This is a genomic window from Mycolicibacterium tokaiense (assembly GCF_010725885.1).
GTDB classification, from domain to species: Bacteria; Actinomycetota; Actinomycetes; order Mycobacteriales; family Mycobacteriaceae; genus Mycobacterium; species Mycobacterium tokaiense.
In genome coordinates this window covers 5,778,122-5,798,114 of record NZ_AP022600.1, presented here as the reverse complement: position 1 = coordinate 5,798,114, position 19,993 = coordinate 5,778,122, and the positions used below count along the sequence as shown (strand labels likewise).

The 19,993-nt window shown below is 66.4% G+C and carries 21 protein-coding genes; 9 read left to right on the top strand and 12 right to left on the bottom strand.

What is annotated here, in order from left to right; translation table 11 throughout:
- Positions 1-454: 454 nt before the first annotated feature.
- The gene (locus G6N58_RS27950; RefSeq protein WP_147289416.1) at positions 455-859 is read left to right on the top strand and encodes a hypothetical protein; all 405 of its coding nucleotides are present in this window, start codon (positions 455-457) and stop codon (positions 857-859) included.
- A 443-nt stretch (positions 860-1,302) separates the two neighbouring features.
- The gene (locus G6N58_RS27945) at positions 1,303-2,073 is read left to right on the top strand and encodes a hypothetical protein (protein ID WP_115280631.1); all 771 of its coding nucleotides are present in this window, start codon (positions 1,303-1,305) and stop codon (positions 2,071-2,073) included.
- Between the two features lie 78 nt (positions 2,074-2,151).
- Here the strand turns inward: G6N58_RS27945 and G6N58_RS27940 are convergent, their stop codons facing one another.
- The 4 genes from G6N58_RS27940 to G6N58_RS27925 all read right to left on the bottom strand — a co-directional run bounded on the left by G6N58_RS27940 (position 2,152) and on the right by G6N58_RS27925 (position 4,828).
- Positions 2,152-2,805 carry a DUF4396 domain-containing protein gene (locus G6N58_RS27940; protein WP_232068034.1) on the bottom strand — a complete coding sequence of 218 codons (654 nt, stop codon included), beginning with the start codon at positions 2,803-2,805 and terminating at the stop codon, positions 2,152-2,154.
- A 253-nt stretch (positions 2,806-3,058) separates the two neighbouring features.
- Positions 3,059-3,268, bottom strand: a complete 210-nt coding sequence (locus tag G6N58_RS27935; RefSeq protein ID WP_115280632.1) for a heavy-metal-associated domain-containing protein — start codon at positions 3,266-3,268, stop codon at positions 3,059-3,061.
- Between the two features lie 271 nt (positions 3,269-3,539).
- Positions 3,540-4,460 carry a M56 family metallopeptidase gene (locus tag G6N58_RS27930; protein ID WP_115280634.1) on the bottom strand — a complete coding sequence of 307 codons (921 nt, stop codon included), beginning with the start codon at positions 4,458-4,460 and terminating at the stop codon, positions 3,540-3,542.
- Positions 4,457-4,828 carry a BlaI/MecI/CopY family transcriptional regulator gene (locus tag G6N58_RS27925; protein ID WP_115282003.1) on the bottom strand — a complete coding sequence of 124 codons (372 nt, stop codon included), beginning with the start codon at positions 4,826-4,828 and terminating at the stop codon, positions 4,457-4,459. The genes G6N58_RS27930 and G6N58_RS27925 overlap by 4 nt, the downstream gene beginning before the upstream one ends.
- A 281-nt stretch (positions 4,829-5,109) precedes the next feature.
- Between G6N58_RS27925 and G6N58_RS27920 the strand changes: the two genes are divergently transcribed.
- Positions 5,110-5,853, top strand: coding sequence for a response regulator transcription factor (locus tag G6N58_RS27920; protein ID WP_115280635.1), 744 nt, complete (start codon positions 5,110-5,112; stop codon positions 5,851-5,853).
- Positions 5,850-7,052 carry a sensor histidine kinase gene (locus G6N58_RS27915; protein WP_115280636.1) on the top strand — a complete coding sequence of 401 codons (1,203 nt, stop codon included), beginning with the start codon at positions 5,850-5,852 and terminating at the stop codon, positions 7,050-7,052. The genes G6N58_RS27920 and G6N58_RS27915 overlap by 4 nt, the downstream gene beginning before the upstream one ends.
- Before the next feature lie 19 nt (positions 7,053-7,071).
- Here G6N58_RS27915 and G6N58_RS27910 read toward each other — a convergent pair whose 3' ends face one another.
- Both G6N58_RS27910 and ripB read right to left on the bottom strand, forming a co-directional pair.
- Positions 7,072-7,755: a DUF305 domain-containing protein gene (locus G6N58_RS27910; protein WP_115280637.1), complete on the bottom strand. Its 684-nt coding sequence runs from the start codon at positions 7,753-7,755 to the stop codon at positions 7,072-7,074.
- Between the two features lie 420 nt (positions 7,756-8,175).
- Positions 8,176-8,850 (bottom strand): NlpC/P60 family peptidoglycan endopeptidase RipB, encoded by a 675-nt coding sequence (gene ripB / locus G6N58_RS27905; protein ID WP_232068033.1) that lies wholly within the window; start codon positions 8,848-8,850, stop codon positions 8,176-8,178.
- 496 nt (positions 8,851-9,346) lie between these two features.
- On the opposite strand from ripB, the gene G6N58_RS27900 reads away from it, so the two are divergent.
- From G6N58_RS27900 to G6N58_RS27885, 4 genes are all read left to right on the top strand, one after another.
- The gene (locus G6N58_RS27900) at positions 9,347-9,889 is read left to right on the top strand and encodes a hypothetical protein (RefSeq protein WP_115282004.1); all 543 of its coding nucleotides are present in this window, start codon (positions 9,347-9,349) and stop codon (positions 9,887-9,889) included.
- Positions 9,890-10,087: 198 nt separating this feature from the next.
- Positions 10,088-11,707: a PepSY-associated TM helix domain-containing protein gene (locus G6N58_RS27895; protein WP_115280639.1), complete on the top strand. Its 1,620-nt coding sequence runs from the start codon at positions 10,088-10,090 to the stop codon at positions 11,705-11,707.
- The gene (locus G6N58_RS27890) at positions 11,700-12,230 is read left to right on the top strand and encodes a copper chaperone PCu(A)C (protein ID WP_115280640.1); all 531 of its coding nucleotides are present in this window, start codon (positions 11,700-11,702) and stop codon (positions 12,228-12,230) included. Before G6N58_RS27895 ends, G6N58_RS27890 begins: the two co-directional genes overlap by 8 nt.
- Entirely contained in the window at positions 12,223-13,443 is a 1,221-nt protein-coding gene (locus G6N58_RS27885; protein WP_115280641.1) for a Dyp-type peroxidase, read from the top strand. Before G6N58_RS27890 ends, G6N58_RS27885 begins: the two co-directional genes overlap by 8 nt.
- A gap of 176 nt (positions 13,444-13,619) precedes the next feature.
- Here G6N58_RS27885 and G6N58_RS27880 read toward each other — a convergent pair whose 3' ends face one another.
- From G6N58_RS27880 to G6N58_RS27865, 4 genes are all read right to left on the bottom strand, one after another.
- Positions 13,620-13,853 carry a hypothetical protein gene (locus G6N58_RS27880; RefSeq protein WP_115280642.1) on the bottom strand — a complete coding sequence of 78 codons (234 nt, stop codon included), beginning with the start codon at positions 13,851-13,853 and terminating at the stop codon, positions 13,620-13,622.
- 159 nt (positions 13,854-14,012) lie between these two features.
- Positions 14,013-15,545, bottom strand: coding sequence for an alpha/beta fold hydrolase (locus tag G6N58_RS27875; RefSeq protein WP_115280643.1), 1,533 nt, complete (start codon positions 15,543-15,545; stop codon positions 14,013-14,015).
- 82 nt (positions 15,546-15,627) lie between these two features.
- Positions 15,628-16,236 carry a dihydrofolate reductase family protein gene (locus G6N58_RS27870; RefSeq protein ID WP_115280644.1) on the bottom strand — a complete coding sequence of 203 codons (609 nt, stop codon included), beginning with the start codon at positions 16,234-16,236 and terminating at the stop codon, positions 15,628-15,630.
- Between the two features lie 97 nt (positions 16,237-16,333).
- Positions 16,334-16,657: a hypothetical protein gene (locus G6N58_RS27865; protein WP_163908494.1), complete on the bottom strand. Its 324-nt coding sequence runs from the start codon at positions 16,655-16,657 to the stop codon at positions 16,334-16,336.
- 208 nt (positions 16,658-16,865) lie between these two features.
- Here G6N58_RS27865 and G6N58_RS27860 point away from each other — a divergent pair, with 208 nt between their 5' ends.
- Positions 16,866-17,588 (top strand): class I SAM-dependent methyltransferase, encoded by a 723-nt coding sequence (locus tag G6N58_RS27860; protein WP_115280645.1) that lies wholly within the window; start codon positions 16,866-16,868, stop codon positions 17,586-17,588.
- On the opposite strand, the gene G6N58_RS27855 is transcribed toward G6N58_RS27860, so the two are convergent.
- Together G6N58_RS27855 and G6N58_RS27850 are read right to left on the bottom strand one after the other, a co-directional pair.
- Entirely contained in the window at positions 17,589-18,215 is a 627-nt protein-coding gene (locus G6N58_RS27855) for an SOUL family heme-binding protein (protein WP_115280646.1), read from the bottom strand. It lies immediately after the preceding gene.
- 37 nt (positions 18,216-18,252) lie between these two features.
- Positions 18,253-19,968: an amidohydrolase gene (locus G6N58_RS27850; RefSeq protein ID WP_232068032.1), complete on the bottom strand. Its 1,716-nt coding sequence runs from the start codon at positions 19,966-19,968 to the stop codon at positions 18,253-18,255.
- Positions 19,969-19,993 lie beyond the last annotated feature (25 nt).

Below are 19,993 nucleotides of genomic sequence, written 5' to 3'. Positions count from 1 at the left end.
CCCCTACATGCAGTCGATTCCGGAACCCCCGTTGCGCCACGAACGCGCCACGAGGTTTGGAACGAGTGAGCGCATTGAGCACAAGCCTCTTCCGACGCTCTCCGCGTCGGCTCTCATGACTCGTCGTTGCGTTGTGCGATGCCGCCGCGGTGGGGGTGGGGTGGACCAGATGAAGACCGTCGAAGAACCGCGGTCGCCTTCACTGTCGCACTGACGACGTTGGCTGTTCGGACCTCGGCGGCCGCCGTTGCGGTCGGTCTCATCCCGTCGGGTGATTGCCGGTTGGGCTCCGCGTTCTGGCCGGCTGCCTCGCGGCGGCGACAGCCGTCGTGGACTATTCCGAGTTCAGCAATGAGCGCGCGTTCAAACGTCAACAGGGAGGAAGAGCGGCTCTCGCTCGACCATGCTGTTGAAGACAGAGTCCCGCTGGACTGCGCTGCTCATCCACGGGGCCATGGTGGGCACCGTCGACAAGCTGCGGCGGCTGTCCATGCTGGATCAAGCGACCAAGGACGCAGAGATCAGCGCGTACAGGACGTCTGCTGTCAGCAGTGTCCGTGAGCTGGTTCAGAGCGAAGCGGTGCGCGCAGCCTACTGTCATGTCCGAGATCTGGTCGCCCGATCACGCCCGGTGCAGTCCGGCCGCTACAGCGACTCCAGCGACGACTCCTTCACCAGCGAGTCCATCGAAGGGAGCGGCGGTGACCAGGGCGTCTGGGACCTCGTGGTCAACGGCGATGCTGAACTGAGCAACGACACTGAATCGACCGTCCCAGATTCTCTGGACGTCACCCGCTCGGGAAGAGGCCGCCGCCGCCGAACGCGAGGTCGAGCAGCATCCCGAGCGCGTTATCCGTGAGCCTTCACTGCGATTGTCTGCAGCCGTTGACTGCCAGGGATCGAGCGTATTCGACTGTTGGGAAACGTCTTTGACCCATCGAAGATTTCGCGAGGGTCAGCGGACGCGGACGCAATTCTTGTGGTCGCCTGCGACGGCAGTGCCGTCATCTTCGTAATCATGAAGTACGTAGTAAATACGTACTTGTCTGTGACGTACACATTTTCACGATCACGCGACACAGTCCCACGTCCCAGGTCGATAACGTCTGACACAGAGTCACAGATGATCCATTGAATCTTTCTGCCTCACAGGTGTTGCCGTAGATTCATCTCCCGATGACCGGTGTGGGCCGAATGCAGATGTACGTGATCGTGCTCATCGGGTGACGGAAGCATCTCGGTCCGGTTGAGATGTGATGTCGCACAATCGCCTCTGAGTCCGCTGCTGTCATCATCGGACGAGTGGCACCAAGAACCGAGCCGAGGACCGACAGTAGGCTGGCAGCTCGCCTCGCGGCGCTGGCCTCGCTGGGCGCCGCTGTCATTCACTTCGCCGTCGTCCCGGCCCACTGGCTCGAATGGATGCCGGCCGGCGCGTTCTTCGTGACTCTCGCGACTTTTCAACTGATCTGGGCCCGGGCAGTGCTCGTCCGCGCCACAACCGCAGTCCTCGCCGCAGGAATTGTCCTCAACATCGCAGCGATCGCAATGTGGGCACTGTCGCGGACTGCGGGAGCCCCGTTCGGTCCGCACGCAGGAGAAGCCGAAGTTGTGCAGGGCGCGGACCTGTGTGCTCTCCTGCTGCAGATCTACGTGGTGATGGGTGCAGGCTGGGTGTGGTACCGCGGCTTGCGTGGCGAGCCGGTCACCGCCTTCGCGAGTGCTGTGGTTCTTCTCGGTGCCGTAGGTGTGGTCGCGCTGGCTTCCACGGTGGGCGTGGCGTCCGGCCTCCGGCACGACCATCACGGGCCGGCGGGCGCGGAGAGTGATCATCACGGGCCTCACGTCGAGCAGGCGGATGGACACCTGGGCCATCACCCTCATCCGCCCGCTTCCGCGCCTGTCGAGAAAGCCAACGGAAGCCCGGTGGCGCCGGCAGAAGCGGTGAGGACCCCGGCGGGACCGTCACAACCGGCGGGGGCTCCGGCGGCACCGCCACAACTCGCACCAACCCCGACTGCGCCGGCGCAGCCGCTGGACGATGGGCATGCCGATCACGATCATGACCACTGACCGCTGAGGTCTCGAACGTCGCTGTGATCGGCGTCGTCAGCGCGCGCTTCCCACGACGTCGCGAGCGAGGGGGACGACCTATCCGCGCGCGCTTGGTCCTGGAGCCGCACTGCTGCCATGGACGCTGGAGGCGGGTCCGGTGAGGCTGTCGGCCACGGACACGACCAAGCCGCCCACCATGAACGCGGAGATGACGGCGACCAGTGCACCTGTGCTGAACGACGGGATGAGGCGCCGAAAGCCGGTTACCGGGCTGCCGCCTTGGTGGTACTGGTGTGTCAGGGCGTGCCCTTTGCCGCGTTTGAGCAGGTAGCGGTTGACGGGATACGCGGCGAAGAACGCCGCAGTCAAGGCGATGGCCATGCCGATCCAGAAGACGGGATTGACCAGTCCGGCGTTCATGGCGCCGGGGATGGCGGCCATGACGAGGTTGTCCACGACCTCCATGGTGGCGATCGAGATGGTGTCGGCGGCCAGGACGACGCTGAGCGCGGTGCCCAGGGCGAGGCCTGCTTTCAGCAGCGGCAAGGTGGACAGGGTGTAGCCGAACAGGAATGCCAGCGCGACGGCGATGGCGATGGTGGCCAGATTGCCGAGGCCCAGCGCGGTGCCGATGATGAGTCCGATGATCTCGCCGATGGCGCAGCCGGTGAGACAATGCAGGGTGGCGCTGACGGCCATCGAGTTGACGTCGCCCATGTCCTGATGGCCGTGGTGGTCATGGTTGGTCATCGGTGGGCCTCCTGCGTTCCGGGGGACGGGGTTCCCAGTGTCATTTCTGTCTTCCTCCAGAGCTGGTGTCCGCGCTCGGGTGCGGTTCCTGTGGCGTTGCCTCGCCGAGGATGGCCCGTCACGCGCGTCATGCGGTAAAGGCGCCCACACCGATCGCGGCGGCGGAGATCACGGCCAGCCCGACGGCGAAGCCCGCCAGGGTTGTCCCAGGTTTCATGATCAACTCCTTCGTTCGCGGTCGAGGGCCGGTGGTTCAGCCGGTCAGGCTGTACCCGGCCTCCCGGACCGCGGCGTCGATGGCGGCCGCGTCAAGGTCGCGATCTGCGTGGATGACGACCTGGCCGGTGCCCACGTTGACCGCCACATCGGTGACTCCTTCGATGCTGCGGATCTCCTCGCTGACCGAGGATGCGCAGTGCCCGCAGGTCATGCCCGTGACGGTGATCTTGACGGTGGTGCTCATGGTGGCCTTCCGGTGGGGGTTGAACTGTGGACAGCAGCAGGTCTACCATACCCCTGGGGGGTATGCAAGGACCGCTGTTCTCCAACCGCTGCGAATCTCCGTAACTGCTCAGTACTTGCCGTTCGGGCAGGAGGTTTCGATCACGTTGTTCACGTCCCAGGTGCAACCCAACCCTGCTGGCGCAGTGTGATGCACATACCGTACGGGGGTATCACGGCGAGGGTTTCCGAGGTCTCAGCCCGTCAGCGCGGTTGAGTACGGACGGTCAGGCTCAGTGATGGCAGAGCAGGTTGATGAACAGGGGCGCGGACACGGTGCCGACCATGATGGTGGTCAACACAATTCGTTGCTTCCACTGTTGTGTGGGCCCGGCGGGATCCGCCAACCGCTGTGCTCGCGATACGACGGCGGTTGTGGCGGCGGCAAGCCCGTCAGCGGGCGCGGGCCCGGAACCGGCGAGGGTCAGCAGCCCGCTCAGTAGCGGGGGCGTGCCGCAGTGGCGGGCGGCGGCATCGTCGGCGCACATCTCCAGGAGCTCGCCGACGGCGAGCCTCCCGCGGCGCAGCAGCGGCAACCACGGCAGCGTCGAAGCCAGCGCGCGAAGCACCATCAACAGATGGTGGTGACGGCCACGGATGTGAGCGTCTTCATGAGCGAGGACCGCGGCCAGTTGGCAGTGACTCAACGATGACAAGGCTGCGGAGGTCACCACGATGGCGTTGGGGCGGCCCAACACGCAGTAAGCGGTCCGCTGCGGGGCATCGACGACCACGACATCAGAACGGTCCGTGCGGCGGCCCACCAACCGCGCGGCCTGTGCATGTTCATGACTCCGCGAGCGCAGGTGCCGCAGTGAACGACCGACGCGCGCAATGACAACGGCCGACGCCGCCATCCCACCCACGATCAGTGTCAGCGCACCGATCCGGCCTGGTAGCGGCGTGTGCTCCGGGAACCCGAAGAGCTCCAGGCACAGCGTGACCGCCGAGGAATCCGTCACCCCGTGCACTGCCGCGTCGGCAATCAAGATCAAGGCGAGCGCCCAGGTGAGCATCGCCGTCGCAATGGCGGTGAGCCACGCCGCGACACCCATCCGAGGGCTCAGCCCCGATGCGGTGAGTCGGCCCAGCAGTACGGGCGCACCCCAGGTCAACGCCCCGCCGTAGACCACCAGCCACAGCGCGGTGGTCATCGGCGACGACCCGAGACGCGGCGGATCACGGCTTTGAGTTGCGCGGATTCATCAGGGCTCATCTGTTCGACGAAGAACGCCAGCACGGCGTCGGCATCGCCGCCGGTCTCCATCGCCTCGCGCATCAGCCGCGCAGATCGCTCCTCCCGGCTCATCACCGGCTGATACACATACGCTTTGCCGTCGCGTTCCCGCTCCAGCCAGCGCTTGCGGTGCAGGTTGTCCATCGTGGACAACACGGTCGTGTAGGCGATCTGGCGGTCTCGGGACAGGTCGTCGAAGATATCGCGCACCGTGACCGCCGCACGGCGGTCCCAGATCTTGTTCATGACGGCTGCCTCCAGGTCGCCGAACCCTCGCGCCAGCATCGCCACCTCCGCTCTCAGCCCGTACACCGGCGGCCGGCGCCGCAGGCGCGCGTGGAACACCACGTTGCCGAGGTTCAACGTAACCGCCGCGCATCCCGTTGACGGGGGACACGCGCCGGCAGTAGCCGAGCCGCGTCGTTCACGAGGCGCTGTGTGGGCATTCGTCTCAGCCTGTTGGCTCGCGGTAGCCCTTCGTCGGGGTTGGATAAAGATCAGTTCAAGTTTTGCGCACACCGCCGTGCGGGGTTCCGGGACGCAGGTGCGACGGGCACCATGAACAGATGGACGCCACCCCCTCCTCGGTACCGGGTTATCGGGCGCTGGTCGTCGACGACGAACTGCCGCTGGCCGAGGTGGTTGCCAGCTACCTGGAACGCGAACAGTTCGAGGCCACCGTGGCAGGCAATGGGACCGAGGCCATCACGATCGCCAAGGAACTCGATCCCGACGTGGTCGTCCTCGATCTGGGCTTGCCCGGCATCGACGGACTCGAAGTGTGCCGGCAGCTGCGGACCTTCTCCGACGCGTACGTGGTGATGCTGACCGCCCGCGACACCGAGATGGACACCATTGTCGGTCTCACCGTGGGCGCCGACGATTACGTCACCAAACCGTTCAGCCCCCGCGAACTGGTTGCCCGTATCCGGGCGATGTTGCGCCGACCGCGCACCGCTTCACACCCTGGAGCCGACTACCGCACCGGCAGCGCAGCTTCGAGCCCTCCGCGCACGTTCGGAGCGCTGACCCTGTACATCGACTCCCGTGAAGTGCTCCTCGATGACCGACCAGTGTTGTTGACGCGCACCGAGTTCGACCTGCTCGCCGCGCTGTCTGACCGGCCGAACCTTGTGTTGAGCAGGCGCCAACTGCTGGAAGCGATCCGTGACCAACCCTGGGTGGGCAGCGATCACCTCATCGATGTCCACATCGGCCACCTGCGCCGCAAACTGGGTGACGACCCCGCCGCGCCCCGCTTCGTCGTGACCGTCCGCGGGGTCGGCTACCGGATGGGCTGCGGCCAATGAACCTTCCCAGACCGTCAGCGGCCGTCGGCCCCACGTCGGCTCGTCGCTACGGACTCGGAGCACGGCTGTTGCTGGCCCAGGCGATGGTTCTGCTCGCCGGAGTCGCCACCACTGCGGTCATCGCCGCCGTCATCGGACCTCCGCTGTTTCGCGAGCACCTGCACCGAGCCGGGGTGCCGGCGAACTCCATGGAAGAGCTCCACGCCGAGGAGGCGTACGTCTATGCCACCGCGTTCTCGGTCGGCGGGGCGTTGGCTGTATCGGTTCTCGCGGCTCTTGCGGTGAGTTGGTACGTCAGCCGCCGGCTTCAGCGCTCGGTGGCCGAAGTAGCATCCGCAGCACGCGCAGTCGCTCACGGAGACTACGACATTCGGGTGTCCTCACCGCGCCTCGGTGAGGACTTCGACGCCCTTGCCGACTCCTTCAACCAGATGGCGACCCGTCTGCAGACCGTGGACGAAACCCGACGACGACTCTTCAGCGACCTTGCCCACGAGATTCGGACCCCGATCGCGGTGCTGCAGGCCTATATCGAGGCCATCGGCGACGGTGTACGCACCCTGGACAGCGACACCACCGCGATGCTCAACGACCAGACCCGCCGCCTGGTCCGGTTTTCCCACGACCTGTCGGCGCTGACAAAAGCCGAGGAAAGCTCCGCGTCACTGGCCTACGCGTGGATCAATCCCGCCGATCTCCTCGATGGTGCCGTGACCGCGGCCCGCGACCGGTTCATCACCAAGGGGGTAGTGCTGAACACGCACGCCGACAACGGGTTACCGCAGCTGTGGGGTGACACCCAGCGGCTGCTGCAGGTATTGGGAAATCTCATCGACAATGCGCTGCGCCACACCGACGCCGGAGGGGTCGTGCAGGTCGCGGCCATCCACCAGGGCGCCAATGTGGTCATCTCGGTCGCCGATACGGGCACCGGCATCGCAGCTGAGCACCTCGAGCGCGTCTTCGAACGGTTCTATCGCACCGACTCTGCCCGTGCTCGCGATGAAGGCGGTGCCGGGATCGGGTTGGCCATTGCCAAAGCGCTGGTAGAAGCTCACGGCGGCACCATCTCTGCGAGCAGCCCCGGCCCCGGCGCCGGGACCACCTTCCGCATCGCCCTGCCCGCCGAGGACAGACCAGCGGTCGAATCGACGAGCAGCGGGACGCGACGGCCCCGACCCTTGAGCGCGCGTCACTGACTCGCCTCGACACCTCCGGTCACAGGGTCTCGAGCAGGTTTTCCATGGTCGTGATCTCTTCTTGCTGCGAGGTGACGATGGCGCGCGCCATCTCGACCGCGGCGGGGAACTGTCCCGCATCGATCTCGGTCTGCGCCATGGTGATAGCGCCTTCGTGGTGCTCGATCATCTGCGTGAGGAACAGCCGACTCGCGGCGACGCCCTGGGCGTTCTGCAGATCGGTCATGTCCTGCTCGGACATCATGCCGCCCCCGCTCATGCCGGGCATCGAACCGTCTCCGGACATGTCATGGCCCGGCATGGTGGACATGTCGTGGCCCGGCATGCTCGACATCCCGCCCTCGCCGGACTCGACACCCCACTCGGCAAGCCAGCCTTGCATCTGCTGAATCTCGGGACCCTGAGCAGCCTTGATCTCGTTGGCCAGGGTGATGACCTCAGGGGCGATGCCCTGCTTACCCAGCACCATGTCACTCATCTCGACGGCCTGTTCGTGGTGCGGGATCATTGCCTGGGCGAACGTCACGTCGGCATCGTTGTGGTCCGCAGCTGACGTGGCCGGAGCAGCACTCGAGGCCGCCGACGACGCCTGCGCCTGCGTGGTCGCTGACTCCGCCGAATCCGAACCGGAACCGGAGCATCCGCTCAACACGACCAGGGCCGCGCCGATACCCAGTGCCGCCGCGCATCGTTTGATCTGCATAGTGCCTTCTCCCACGTCGCTTACTCCAACCGCGCCGCACGACCGCGAAACCCGGCGGCGGGAATGTCTCTTCCAGCGTGCAGACCCGCAATATGGGTCCTCTCGCCGTTTCCTCAAGATCTGGTAAAGCTTTTGCACGTCGATGGGACCGAGCTCTGAGCGCGACAGTGACCAAGACTGGTAGCAACGCCCGGCGCTTGGCGACACTCTCGAGCCATCCTGGTCCTGTGCACCGGTGAAGTCGTTGTCGCCACCGACGCATCGGTTCATCGGGTCAGAGAGGACTAGACTACTCAAATCGCTTGTTGCGCAAGGTCGCAGCCGGATGAGGTCTTACAACGCAGAGTGCATGGCGAGACGACCGCAGAAGAAGCCAGTGACGTGACGGGCACGCTGACGCCGCAACTGAGCGTCTCTGACCTAGGTTTCGATGACTCGAACGACGTAGGGAGTCATTCCAGCGGTGCGCACGGGTGACACTTTGATGGGAACTCCAGTTTGTTGCGCCTCTATCATCTGCCCTCCACCTAGGTAGATCGCCTCGTGTTGGCTTCCGCCAGGCCCCCAGAACAGCAGGTCGCCCCTTTTGGCCTGAGAGGGAGGAATCTTTCGGCCGGCGTTGTACTGGTCACCGGACCACCGTGGCAACAGGACCCCGACGCCGGCGAAGGCGAACCGCGTCAATCCCGAGCAGTCGAAGCCTACGGTGCCCGCGCCTCGGTCCACACCCCGGCTCGGCCCTGTGAGGCTACCCCCACCCCAGGAGTAGGGAACGCCAATCTGTGTCCCCGCCCTGCGAATCACGTATTCGATCGCCTGCGTGCCATAGACGCGGCTGCCGCGAATGCTTGCCTGCGGGCTTGCAGTGGGCTTCATGATGCCGAGGCCGCTGAGGAAGCTGCGTCCCAAGTCCATGGCTGTTTGCGTGGCAACGGACGTCGCCTGCAACGATGCGTTGGCGATGGCGACCGGATCTCCGGGAGCTCCGGCGCTGGGCGTCTTCGGCAGGAGCGGATCCCACGGCCCTGAGGCCGGTTCGGCGGACACTGATGGCGAAAACACCATCAGAAGCGACACAACAATGGCCACCGCCATTGTCCGACGTCGAGGAGAGTTGCCGAATGTGCGGACGTCCACAGACCTGATGCAACCGGCAATGGGTCTCATATTGTTGATTTCCTCCGGCTGTGCGAGCAACGGTCATCAGGTCGTCGCACCGCGACTGGGGCAGCCTTTTCGGCCGCGTAGCAAACATCTACGTATTAGGTACGTAGGTGAGCGTATCCCACAACTGCACCAGCGGTAACACCTGCAACATAATTACAGCGCTGAAATTCACGACCCCGAGTGCGAAACTAATCGACGCATCTGAAGCTGGATTGCCTTCCATGCCGTGCTCGATCACGAGAAACCGTGCCACCAAACCCTGGGGCTGATTCGACAGGCTCTGGTTGGCCCGCGAGGTAAACCCTCGCTGTGCCAAGAGTGTGCCAACGGGTGGGCCCACCTGGCACTGGTTCGTTCCGACACCGCGTTCCGCCCAGCGCCCGCCGCTCAGTGGTGTCGCTGCACGGGCGGTAAGGTGCGCAGCGTGAGCACACCGAGGTCACACGCACGCGGATTGCGCGGCGCGTTGGTCGGTGTGTGCTCGGCGGTCGTCACTGCCGGTGCCCACGGGGCCGCCGGCGGCGGCCTGCCCCAGGGATCCGCGCTGATCCTGTCGGCGCTGGTGTGCGCGGTGGTCGGGGTCGCGGTCGCGGCGATGGTGTTCGACGGTCCGCGCCTGCGATGGGCCTCCGCCACTGGTGGGCTGGTCATCGCTCAAGCCCTGGGGCATGCCACGTTGGTGGCCGGCGGCGGTCACCAACATGGCGGCCTGGAGCTGTCACCGTCGATGGTGGTCGCCCACCTGGCGGCCGCCGCGGTTCTCGGATCGGCGATTGCTGTCGTCGAACACCTCTACGCGGTGTGCGGCACGCTGCTGTGCTGGTTGCGGTTGTTCGCCATGGTCCCGCAGCGTTCCACGGCGCGCCTGCGGCGTGTGGTTGTGCGCGTGGTCGTCGCCCGACCGGTCCTGGGCCGGGCGGGGTTGGGTATGCGGGCGCCGCCGCGCGCCGCCACTGCAGCCGCATAGCGGTTCGCACTTTCTCCTGACCTTTTCCACCGCGGCGCGGGCGCCGCGGTATTCGCGCGTCGACCCCTCACGTCGTGAGATCTGTCTGACGGTCGCGCGTCCCTGGACCACCCCACGTCGAAAGAACTTTTCCGTGAGCCTTTTTCAGCGCACCCGTATCTCCACCGTGACCCCCCCTGCCACCCCGGGAGGAGGTCGATGAGCACTGCGATATCGAGCCAGCGCCGCGGTAATGCCGCCGTTCTGCGCCGAATATGGCGACTGCACTTCTGGGTGGCGTTGTTCGCCACCCCGCCCCTGGTTGTCCTGGCCTGCTCTGGGTTGATCATCTTGTACAGCCAGCCGCTGGACACCTGGCTCAACCGCGACCTGTTGGTGGTCGCGCAAGGCGCTGACACGGTGCCCCTCGACGAGCAGGTCGATACTGCCGCACAGCAGGTCGGCGCCGACTATGCGCTGGACGCCGTCACCCCGCCCGCCGGCCCCGGCCGATCAACCCGCGTCGATTTCGTCGCGCCGGACGCCCCGCAGTATCCCGCCGGCGAGGCCGACGTCACCCAGGTGTTCGTCGACCCGTACACCGGTGCGTACCTCGGGCAGCGCGATCAACTCTCCGGTCTGATCGGGTGGGCCAATCAGGTCCACCGGATGTTCGGCAACGACGCGCCGAAGATCCAGCTGCCCTCCCTCGGCCACCTGATCGCCCCGTCGGACCATCCCGACGCCACCATCCCGGTGGGCATCGGCAACCTCTGGATGGAATTGACCGCGACGTGGATCCTGGTGCTGCTGGCCAGTGGCATCTACCTGTGGTGGCCGCGGGCGATCGAAGCCACCAAACCCCTGCTGAAGGTCCGGTGGAGTCGCGGCGGCCGTATCCGCTGGCGTGATCTGCACGCCCTGATCGGCATCGGATTGTCGGTCGTGCTCATCTGCTACGTGCTGTCCGGGATGACCTGGTCGCGGTACTGGGGCGAAAACTGGCGCGCCCTCTCGGCCACGGTGGCGCCGTCGGAATCCATCGACGCGCCGTCCACCGCGGCCACCCTCGGTGACTACGACCGACTGGGCCGACGCATCCCCTGGGCCGCCACCGACGATCCGATCCCTGCATCGGACTCCAACGGGGCTGCACCGCAACAGATGTCATTCGCGGACATCGATCGCATCGCCAAAGGTGAACACATGGTGCCCGGCTATGCGATCATCCCTCCCACGGACTCGGATGCAGGCGCAGGCCCGGTCTACGGCAGCTACACCGTCGTCAACGCCTGGCCGCAGAAGACCTCCGAGCAGCGCACCCTCTACCTCAATCAGTTCACCGGTCAGACCATCACCAACGCCACCGCCGCGCAGGACGGGGCATTGTCGCGGTTGACGAGTTTCGGTATCGCCATGCACATGGGCAACCAGTACGGCGTCGTGACCCGCATCTCGGCAACGTTGGCGTGCCTCGGCGTGCTGGCCAGCATCCTGACCGGGCTGACCATGTGGTGGAAACGCCGCCCCGCCGGCGGCGCCGGCCTGCCCACCGCCACCAGCACCGCCACCCGATCCAACACGCCGAAACGTGCCGTCATCGCGGTGTCGGTGGCCGCGGTGGTCCTCGGCGTGATCTTCCCTGTTTTCGGTCTGTCGGTGCTCGTGGTCCTCGCGGTGGATGCGGTGCTCACCCGCCGACGCCGCTCGCGCCAACATCACGCCGCTCACGAGCCATCGACCGCGCAGCACAGCAACCTCACTGATGCTGCAGAGGTACCGGCAGGTGCACTCGTCGAGGCCGCCAATCCAGCAACGGAGAACAAAGAACATGTCTGACAACACAATTCGTTCCATCCTTGCCGGCCTCGTCATGGGCTCGGTGCTGCTGACATCGTCCTGCTCGTCATCTGAGCAGGACGCCGGACCCATGGCCGACCAGGTGACTTTCGAGAATCAGTGGGCGGGTTCTGCCGATGAGGGCATGACTGCTGTCTTCGGCACCTTCACCAACACCGGCGGTCGCGACGCGCGCATCGTGGCCGGGACGTCGCCGGCGGCCGGCAGCGTCGAGGTTCACGAGGTCGTGCCCGACGCCGCGGGCGGCAAGGTCATGCAGTCCAAAGAGGGCGGTCTCGTCGTCCCTGCGGGGGAGACCCGCGAGCTGATTCCCGGGGGTGACCATCTGATGCTGATGGACCTCACCGAACCCCTACGGCCGGGCGCCGACGTCACGCTGACCGTCGAGTTCGAGGATGGATCGACGTTGCCGGTCACCGCTCAAGTCCGTGATTTTGCCGGAGCGAATGAGAACTACGTGCCGAGCACTGACGGGGCGGGGGGTCCGCACAAGCATGGCTGAGCAACACGGTGAGCCCCGGTTTGCCGTCAGCCGGCGGCGCCTCCTCACCGGAGGCGCCGCGGCGCTGGCTGCAGGCGCCGGGGTCGCAGGGTGCGCCGCAGCCCAATCAGCCTTGCCAGTGGATGGTTTCGGCAGCTCGACAGAGCCATTCCACGGGCACCACCAGGGCGGGATCGCCACGGCCCCGCAAGCCTATGCGCTGTTCCTCGGGCTCGACCTCGCACCGCAATCAGGACGCAGTGCACGCGATACTCTCGCCGCCATCCTGGGTCTGTGGACTGCTGACGCCCAACGACTGACCCAGGGCCAGCCCGCGTTGGCCGACACCGAGCCCGAACTCGCGCTCCGTCCCGCACGTCTGACCGTCACCGTAGGACTGGGCCCGACGATCTTCGACCGCATCGGACTGCCGCACCGACGACCCGAACCTGCGGTTGATCTGCCCGCGTTCAGCACCGATCGGCTGCAACCGAAGTGGGGCGGTGGAGATCTGCTTCTCCAAGTGTGTGCCGACGACCCAATGGTGATCGCCCACGCCAGCCGCGTGCTGTTGAAGAATGTCCGGTCGATGACGCGGCAGCGCTGGCGCCAGAGCGGTTTTCGCAACGCCCACGGCTCCAATCAGGCCGGCGGGAGCATGCGCAATCTCATGGGACAGGTCGACGGGACGGTCAACATCCACGACGAGGCGGGGTTCGACCGGCACGTGTGGGACGACGGCTCCGAGCAACCCTGGTTCAACGGAGGCACTGTGCTGGTGTTGCGGCGAATCCGAGCAGATATGGACGGGTGGGACGAACTAGACCGCGATTCGAAAGAATTGGTGGTCGGCCGCCGGCTGAGTGACGGTGCACCCCTGACCGGAAGTGCGGAGACCGACGAACCCGACTTCGAGGCCAACATCGGGGGAATCCCCGTCATCGCTCCCCATTCACACATCGCCCTGGCTCGCCACCGTACCGACGACGAACAGTTTCTGCGCCGGCCCTACAACTACGACGACCCTCCCGAACCCGGCGACACCACTGACAGCGGCCTGATCTTCGCGGCCTACCAGAAGAGCCCTGCCACGCAGTTCATCCCTGTGCAGCAGCGCCTCGCAGCCGCCGACGGGTTCAACCCCTGGATCACCACCGTCGGGTCCGCGGTGTTCGCCATCCTCCCCGGAGTGGAGGCCGGACAACAGTTGGGCGAGTCACTGCTGGCTTCCTGAAACCGCCGCTGCCCGTATGCGATCGACAACCTGTTTGGCGGGTTCGCGGGTGCCTCGGTTGGTGAAGGAGACCGCCCAGGAGGCCGGCGATGTGCGCGCTGCTGACCGATGAGACACCAGGGCAGCCCGCGGGAGTTGTTGTGAGCGTGCGTTACTGCCCTCGGCTTGTCCTATGGTCAGGGCAGCAGGGGCAGCTCGAGGATGGTCGGTTCGAGAGTGGTGGGGTCGGCGCCCCAGGTGGTGGCGAGGTCCTGGACCTGGGCCTCGGCTCCGGTTCTGGTGCGGTGGGCGGTGATGACTTGGTTGCCGGCGTTGGGGTTGGTGACGGTGCTGACGTAGATGTGTTCGGGGTCTTGCATCGTGGTGCCGAGGTCGGTGGTGTCGGCTTCTCCGCTGCTGGCTGTGGTCATGAGTCCACTGTGCCAGAGCGGGCCGCTTCGCCCGCTTCGGCCTACTGATGAGTCCTTCGATTGTGCCAGCAGTGTGCACACAGGTGGCGCCTACACAACGGCGGTCGGGGGGTCGGAACCCGCGCCACCCGCTTCACCGGAAACCGGCGGACAGCGCCCTCACGACACCGGTTCGACGTCGATGGCCGGGATGTCGTCCAGACATTGTGCGGAATCACCCGTGGCGCCATTACGGATGAACGTGCCGATGATGCCCGCGACGCAGCCGCTGGGTTCGTTGTCCGGGGTGTGGCCGAGGTTCGGTACCTCCACGAACGTGCCCTGCGGAAATTGCCGGGCGGCCCGTAGACCGTTCTCGTCGGGGGTGACCGCATCCAGATCGCCGGACAGCACCAGGACCGGAACCGCGGGCAGGGGGTGCTGGGTGGCGTCGAGGCGTTGCGCGCCACCGGCCGGCCAGTCGATGCAGACATCGCCGCCGTCGTGCTGAGCCTGGGCGAACCCGGACGCGCTGAAGGCGCCGAGGTCACCGGCGTCGGCCAGCGCGGCCTGATACTGCGCCTGGCGGGTGGCCGGATCGGCGTCCGGTGACCACAACGTCACGTAGTCGTTGCAGGACACCGCTACGTACAGGTCATCACCGTCGCCGCCGCCGTCGTCATCGTCGCCCAACAGATCGAGCATCAGGGCTTGCAGCTGCTCGTCGTCGCCGTTGACCGCGGCGTGCAGCGCCGCCGGCAACTCGCCCAGCGGCGTCATCGAGTCGGGATCCCCGCCGACCCCGCTGGTTGCTCTTTCGAAGACCAGGTTCGCGAACTCGCCCTCGGTCAGATCCACCCGGCCCAGCGGTATCGGGTTGTCGCGCAATTGTGCTGCCACAGTGTGCAGATCGTCGACAGCGATGTCTCCGTCGCACTGCCCGCTGCGCTCGCAGATCCGTTGCAGCGCAAGGTCGACGGCTTCGGCGTTGGGACGCTGCAGGGGATCGAAGTCCAGCGGGTAGGCCCCGGCCAGGATCACCGACTGCACGCGGTGTGGGTGGCGCTGGGCGTACACGGTCATCAAATAGGTGCCGTAGGAGGATCCGTAGGCGATCACCTTGTTGATGCCGAGATGGGCACGCACGGCGTCGAAATCGTCGGCGGTGGCTGCCGAGGTATATCCAGCCGCCCGGGCACCCAGGTCATCAGCACACTCGGCCACCGCGGTGCGCTGATCGTCGCGTGAGCCGGTCTCGAAATCGCGTTGGTCAACACCACACTGCATCGGCGTGGACACACCGGTTCCGCGTGGATCGATCAGCAGCACGTCGTAGTCGTCGAGCATGTCGTCGGGCAGTGTCGCCACGTCGGTGCCGAAGGCGATGGTCGGCAGACCCGGGCCGCCGGGATTGGGCATGATGGTGCCGGCGGGTGTGGCATCGGGGCCGCTGTGGTGCACCAAGGCGTAGCCGATCTCGATGGTGCCCAGTTGCGGCTGCCCGGCAACCAGTGGACGGGTGATGACGCCGCAGTCGACGTCGTGGTCGGTCAGGGTGGGACACCAGTCGGAGGCGGACGCCGTGAGCGACGCAGTGCCACCCCAGGTGACCAGTGCGCACACGATCGCGACCACAGCTGCGACCGAGATCAGCAGACGCACAGCATATTTGGAGGTGAATTGCAGCACACGTCGGTATAACGGTGTCGCCATGCCATCTCCCTCCCGCGCGCTGGTGTGCCGTCGCGGCGTGCTGGGTCAAGCGTAGCGATCAGTGCGCACACGTGGGTGCCAGCTATCCCGCGGTCATGTCCCCGGTCGCGGGAACACCGGCCGCCAGCCCGTACCGCAGGTATACCGTGCCCGTCGGGCACGTGGCAGGTGGCTCCAGGAGGGTGAGGTTTGAGGGCACCACGCCGTGGTCGAACACCTTCTTGCCGACGCCCAGCATGATCGGGTGCAACCAGAGGTCGATCCGGTCGAAAAGCCGTTCATGCAGGAGGGTTTGAACAAGGTTCAGGCTGCCGACCACCTTGATCCGCTCGTGGCGTTCGCGGATCTCGCGCACCGCGGCGGCCAGGTCCGGACCGAGTTGGGTGGAGCCGGCCCAGGACAGCTGGGGCATGCCACGTGAGGCCACGTATTTGGGAATGCTGTTGAAAAGTCGGGCGAACTCGTCGTCCTGATGTGGCCAGTGGGCCGCGAAGATGTCGTAGGTGCGTCGCCCCAGCAGCAGGGCATCGGTGCCCTCGTACGCCGCGGCCACCTGCGCGCCCGCCGTCTCGTTCATCAGCGGGGCCTGCCACCCGCTGAACGGAAACCCGATCGGGTCCTCCTCAGGGCCCCCGGGGCCCTGGCCCACCAGATCCAGAGTTGCGAAGAGTTCGATGTCGATGAATCCCATGCCAGGTAGACCCTGCTGTCGAGGGGAACTCATCGGGATGGTCCAGACAGCAGAAAAGCTCCCCAGGTGCGGGGAGCTTTTCTCTGCGACGCTGGGGTCAGCGGACGTTGACGTACACGGTCTGGGTGTTCACCGGGGCGAAAGCGCGGTCGGACGCGGCGCCGTAACCGCCCTGATTGCCGGCGTTGGTGTTGGTGTGGCTGAAGGTGGGGCCGAAGCCGGTAGAGACGACGCTGGCTTCCGACAGCGGGGCGGTCGAGAGGCGGTTGACGATCACCTTGTAGCCCTGGTCCTGCAGCGAGCTGATGGTGTCCTGGGCGTTGCCGGCGCCGGTGGGGGCGGCCAGCGCGGGGGCGGCCAGTCCGAGGGTGGCGGCGGTCAGGGCGGTGCCGATCAAAGTCGCGGCGGTGAAATTCTTCATGGTCTTCTTCTCTCTTATGTCAGCGGTTCGGGAGGGTTTTCCGCTCCGTTCTGAGAGGCATAACCGGCAGGTCAGGGCAAAGATTTCGGGTTGGCAGCCATTGCTCCCACCGTGGCAGGAACTATGCGTTGACACTGCGGTGAGCGCGAGAAAGTGCGAGAAGGAGTCGCGGTGGACGCAGTGTCAACGGTGGGGCAGACTCACGCGAGTGCCTGAGGAAGTCGGAACCCAGCCGCAGTACGACCTGTTCGCCGACGAATTCGCCGACCACGCTCGCGACAACTTCTACAACGCCCACTACGACCGCCCGGCCTGTCTGGACCTCCTCGGCGACGTCGACGGCAAGACCGTGTTGGACGCTGCCTGCGGGCCCGGCCACTACGCGGCGGAGCTGACCCGCCGCGGTGCCCAGGTGATCGGGTTCGATCAGAGCCCACGCATGGTGGAGCTGAGTACCCAGCGGGTCCCACAGGCGCAATTCCGCACCCACGACCTGGCGCACCCGCTGGACTGGTTGCCGGACGGCTCGGTGGACCTGGTGCTGCTGGCGCTGGCACTGGAGTACCTCGACGACAGAACCGCCGCGCTGGCGGAATTGACCAGGGTGCTGCGGCCTGGCGGCGCGCTGGTGCTCTCCCGGATGCATCCAACCGGTGATTGGCTGCGCCACGGCGGCAACTACTTTCAACCTCGCGTCATCGAAGAGACCTGGAACGCCGGCTGGCACGTGCGGTGGTGGTTGTCACCGCTGGAGCAGACCTGCGAGGAGCTGCGGGGCGCCGGATTCCTGATCGAACGATTGACCGAACCGCGCCCCACGCCGCCGGCTCGCGAGATCGACGCGGCGAAGTACGAAGCGCTGCACACCTCGCCGACCGGTTTACTGGCCATCCGCGCGATCCCGGACCCGCGGATGGCGGACAAGACGTAGTTACGGCTGGGGCGCCGCCGCGGCGACCGGGACCGCGACCTCGTTGCGCCGCAGCGGCGGCAGCGTCCACGGCGGATCGTAGAACCACGCCACCGGGTCGCCGGCGGGTGCGAAGCTGCTGTCGCGCAACAGATCCAGCAGCTCCGCGGTCTTGGTGGCCACCGCGCGCTCGCTGCGGTCACCGCTGAACCGCAGTACAGCCATGGTCTCGCCGGGCACCTCGACCAGGGTCACCAGGCCGTCATCGGGTTCAGGCAACGTGTCCAGCGAGTACTTCGAGGGCATGAAGAAGCGGATCACCGACGCGCCATCGGCGGTCCGGGACTGCGCCACCGGTGCCGTCATCGCGATGGACTGGCTCTGCTGAGCCACCGGTGCCGTCATCGCGATCTCCGTGGAGCGGTGATTACCGCCGAAGATGTAACCGGCCAGCCGGCGGAAACCCTCGCTGCGGGCGTCCTGCCCGTCGCCGTCGACCGCCGTCTGCGCGGCGATCCGCGGGCCGTACCGGCGGATCTGAACGGGCCCCACCGTGGCTTCCTCGACGAAGAACGGCTCCTCGGTTCCGATGCGGACACCGACGATGCTCGGCAGGCCTTCGACCACTTGCAGGATTTTGCTCAACATGGCGACCGAGTACCCCAATCCTGGCGCCGGCTCTCGTTCAGCAGCAGCCAGGCTTCACATGAGCTGTCAGTTGCGCGTGCTCGGCGTGATCGACATCGCCCACGGAATCGAGGAACGCGTCCAGATCAATCCGTGTACCGCTCAGCCAAGTGCCCGTCACCCGCGCTGCTTCCGCCAACTGTGCGGGGTCGACGGTGTAGGGGTCGGCGGTCAGTTCCACAAAATCGGCCAGCTTGCCGACGCTGATCGACCCGACGAGGTGTTCGCGACGCAGGGTGCGGGCGGCGTTGATGGTCTGGGCGCGTAGCGCGTCGTCCAGGGAGATGGCCTGCTCGGCACCGTGGACGCCCCCGGCGCGGGTCCGCCGCGACACGGCGGTGGCGATGTTGTTCACCGGCGCCGGCGGCGACACCGACCCGTCGTTGTGGAACGACACGCAGGCCCCGGAGGCCACCGCGTCGGCGAAGGCCTGCCACTGGCTGCCGTGCTGGTGATCGAAGATCTGCCCGTCCAGTAGATCGCCCCAGTAGTAGTACTGGAACGGCGACATGGACAGGTGGACCCCGAGGCGCGCGGCGCGGTCGAAGTGCGCGCGGGTGCCCGCGCCCGCGTGCTCGAGGCGCCAGCGGTGATCGGTGCCCAGCACACCGTGCCGGGTCAGCGCATCCTCATAGGCGTCCAGGGCCAGGTCGAGGGCGAGGTCGCCGTTGGCGTGGAACGCCATCTGCCAGCCGGCCGGTACCGCCTTGTCCAGGATGGCGTCCAACTGCTCGCGGGTGTAGTTCATCGAGGCAACGCTGCCGGCCACCGCGGGGTCGATGCCCGCCGTTCGGGTGGTCTCGGTGTCGAGGTAGGGGAAGGAGATGGCGATGTTGCCCACCCACGGGGATCCGTCGGTCCACAGCTTCACCCCGGCCTTGTGCAGCCAGTCCTCGGAGGTCGCAAAGGTCTCCGGCTGGCTGTAGGTGTCCGAGGTGGACACCTCCCACATGCTGACCCGCAGCGGGCACGACGTCGCCGCGGCCAGCGCCTCGTACCCGGCCCGGAACTTCGGGTCGTAGGTCATGTCCGAACACGACGTGTAGCCGCCACGGGCCATCTCGGCGTAGTAGCGGGCCGCGGCGATCAGCGGGTTGCCCATCGATGCCAGCAAGGGCCCGGTAACCGCGAGCACCACCGGCAGCTCGAACCCCTGACCATTGAGTGAACCGTCGGCGTTGCGTCCGTAGCGGCTGGCCACCGGGTCCGGCGGCGGGGCGACGTCCCAACCGTTCTTGCGGATGAGGGCGCTGCTGAAGTAGACCCCGTGCCCGGAGTTGTCGGTGACGATCACCACCCGGTCGCCGAAGATCTCGTCGAGATCGGCCGCCTTGGGCGACGGACGTTGCAGCAGCAGGGCGTCGTAGCCGGCGAACCACAACGGCTCGGCGGGATCGGAGTTGGTCATGGCGTCGGCGTAGATGGCCTGCACATCGGCCCAGGTGGGGGCGTCCCACGGGGCGATGGACCGGGCGGGCGCCTGGGTGGCGATACCGCTGACCAGCGGATGTCCGTGCGGCTCAACAAAACCCGGCAGCAGGGCGGCCGCCCCGGTGTTTACCACCTCGGCATTCGGTAGGGCTGCCCGACAGTCGGCGAGCGACCCGACGGCGACGATGCGCCCCGCCGAGACAGCCACCGCCTCGGCGCGGGGGACGGCGTCGTCCATGGTGATGACGGTGGCAGCGGTGAGGATGCGATCCGGCATGGGCATGAGGGCAGTGAAGCACGCTGTGAGA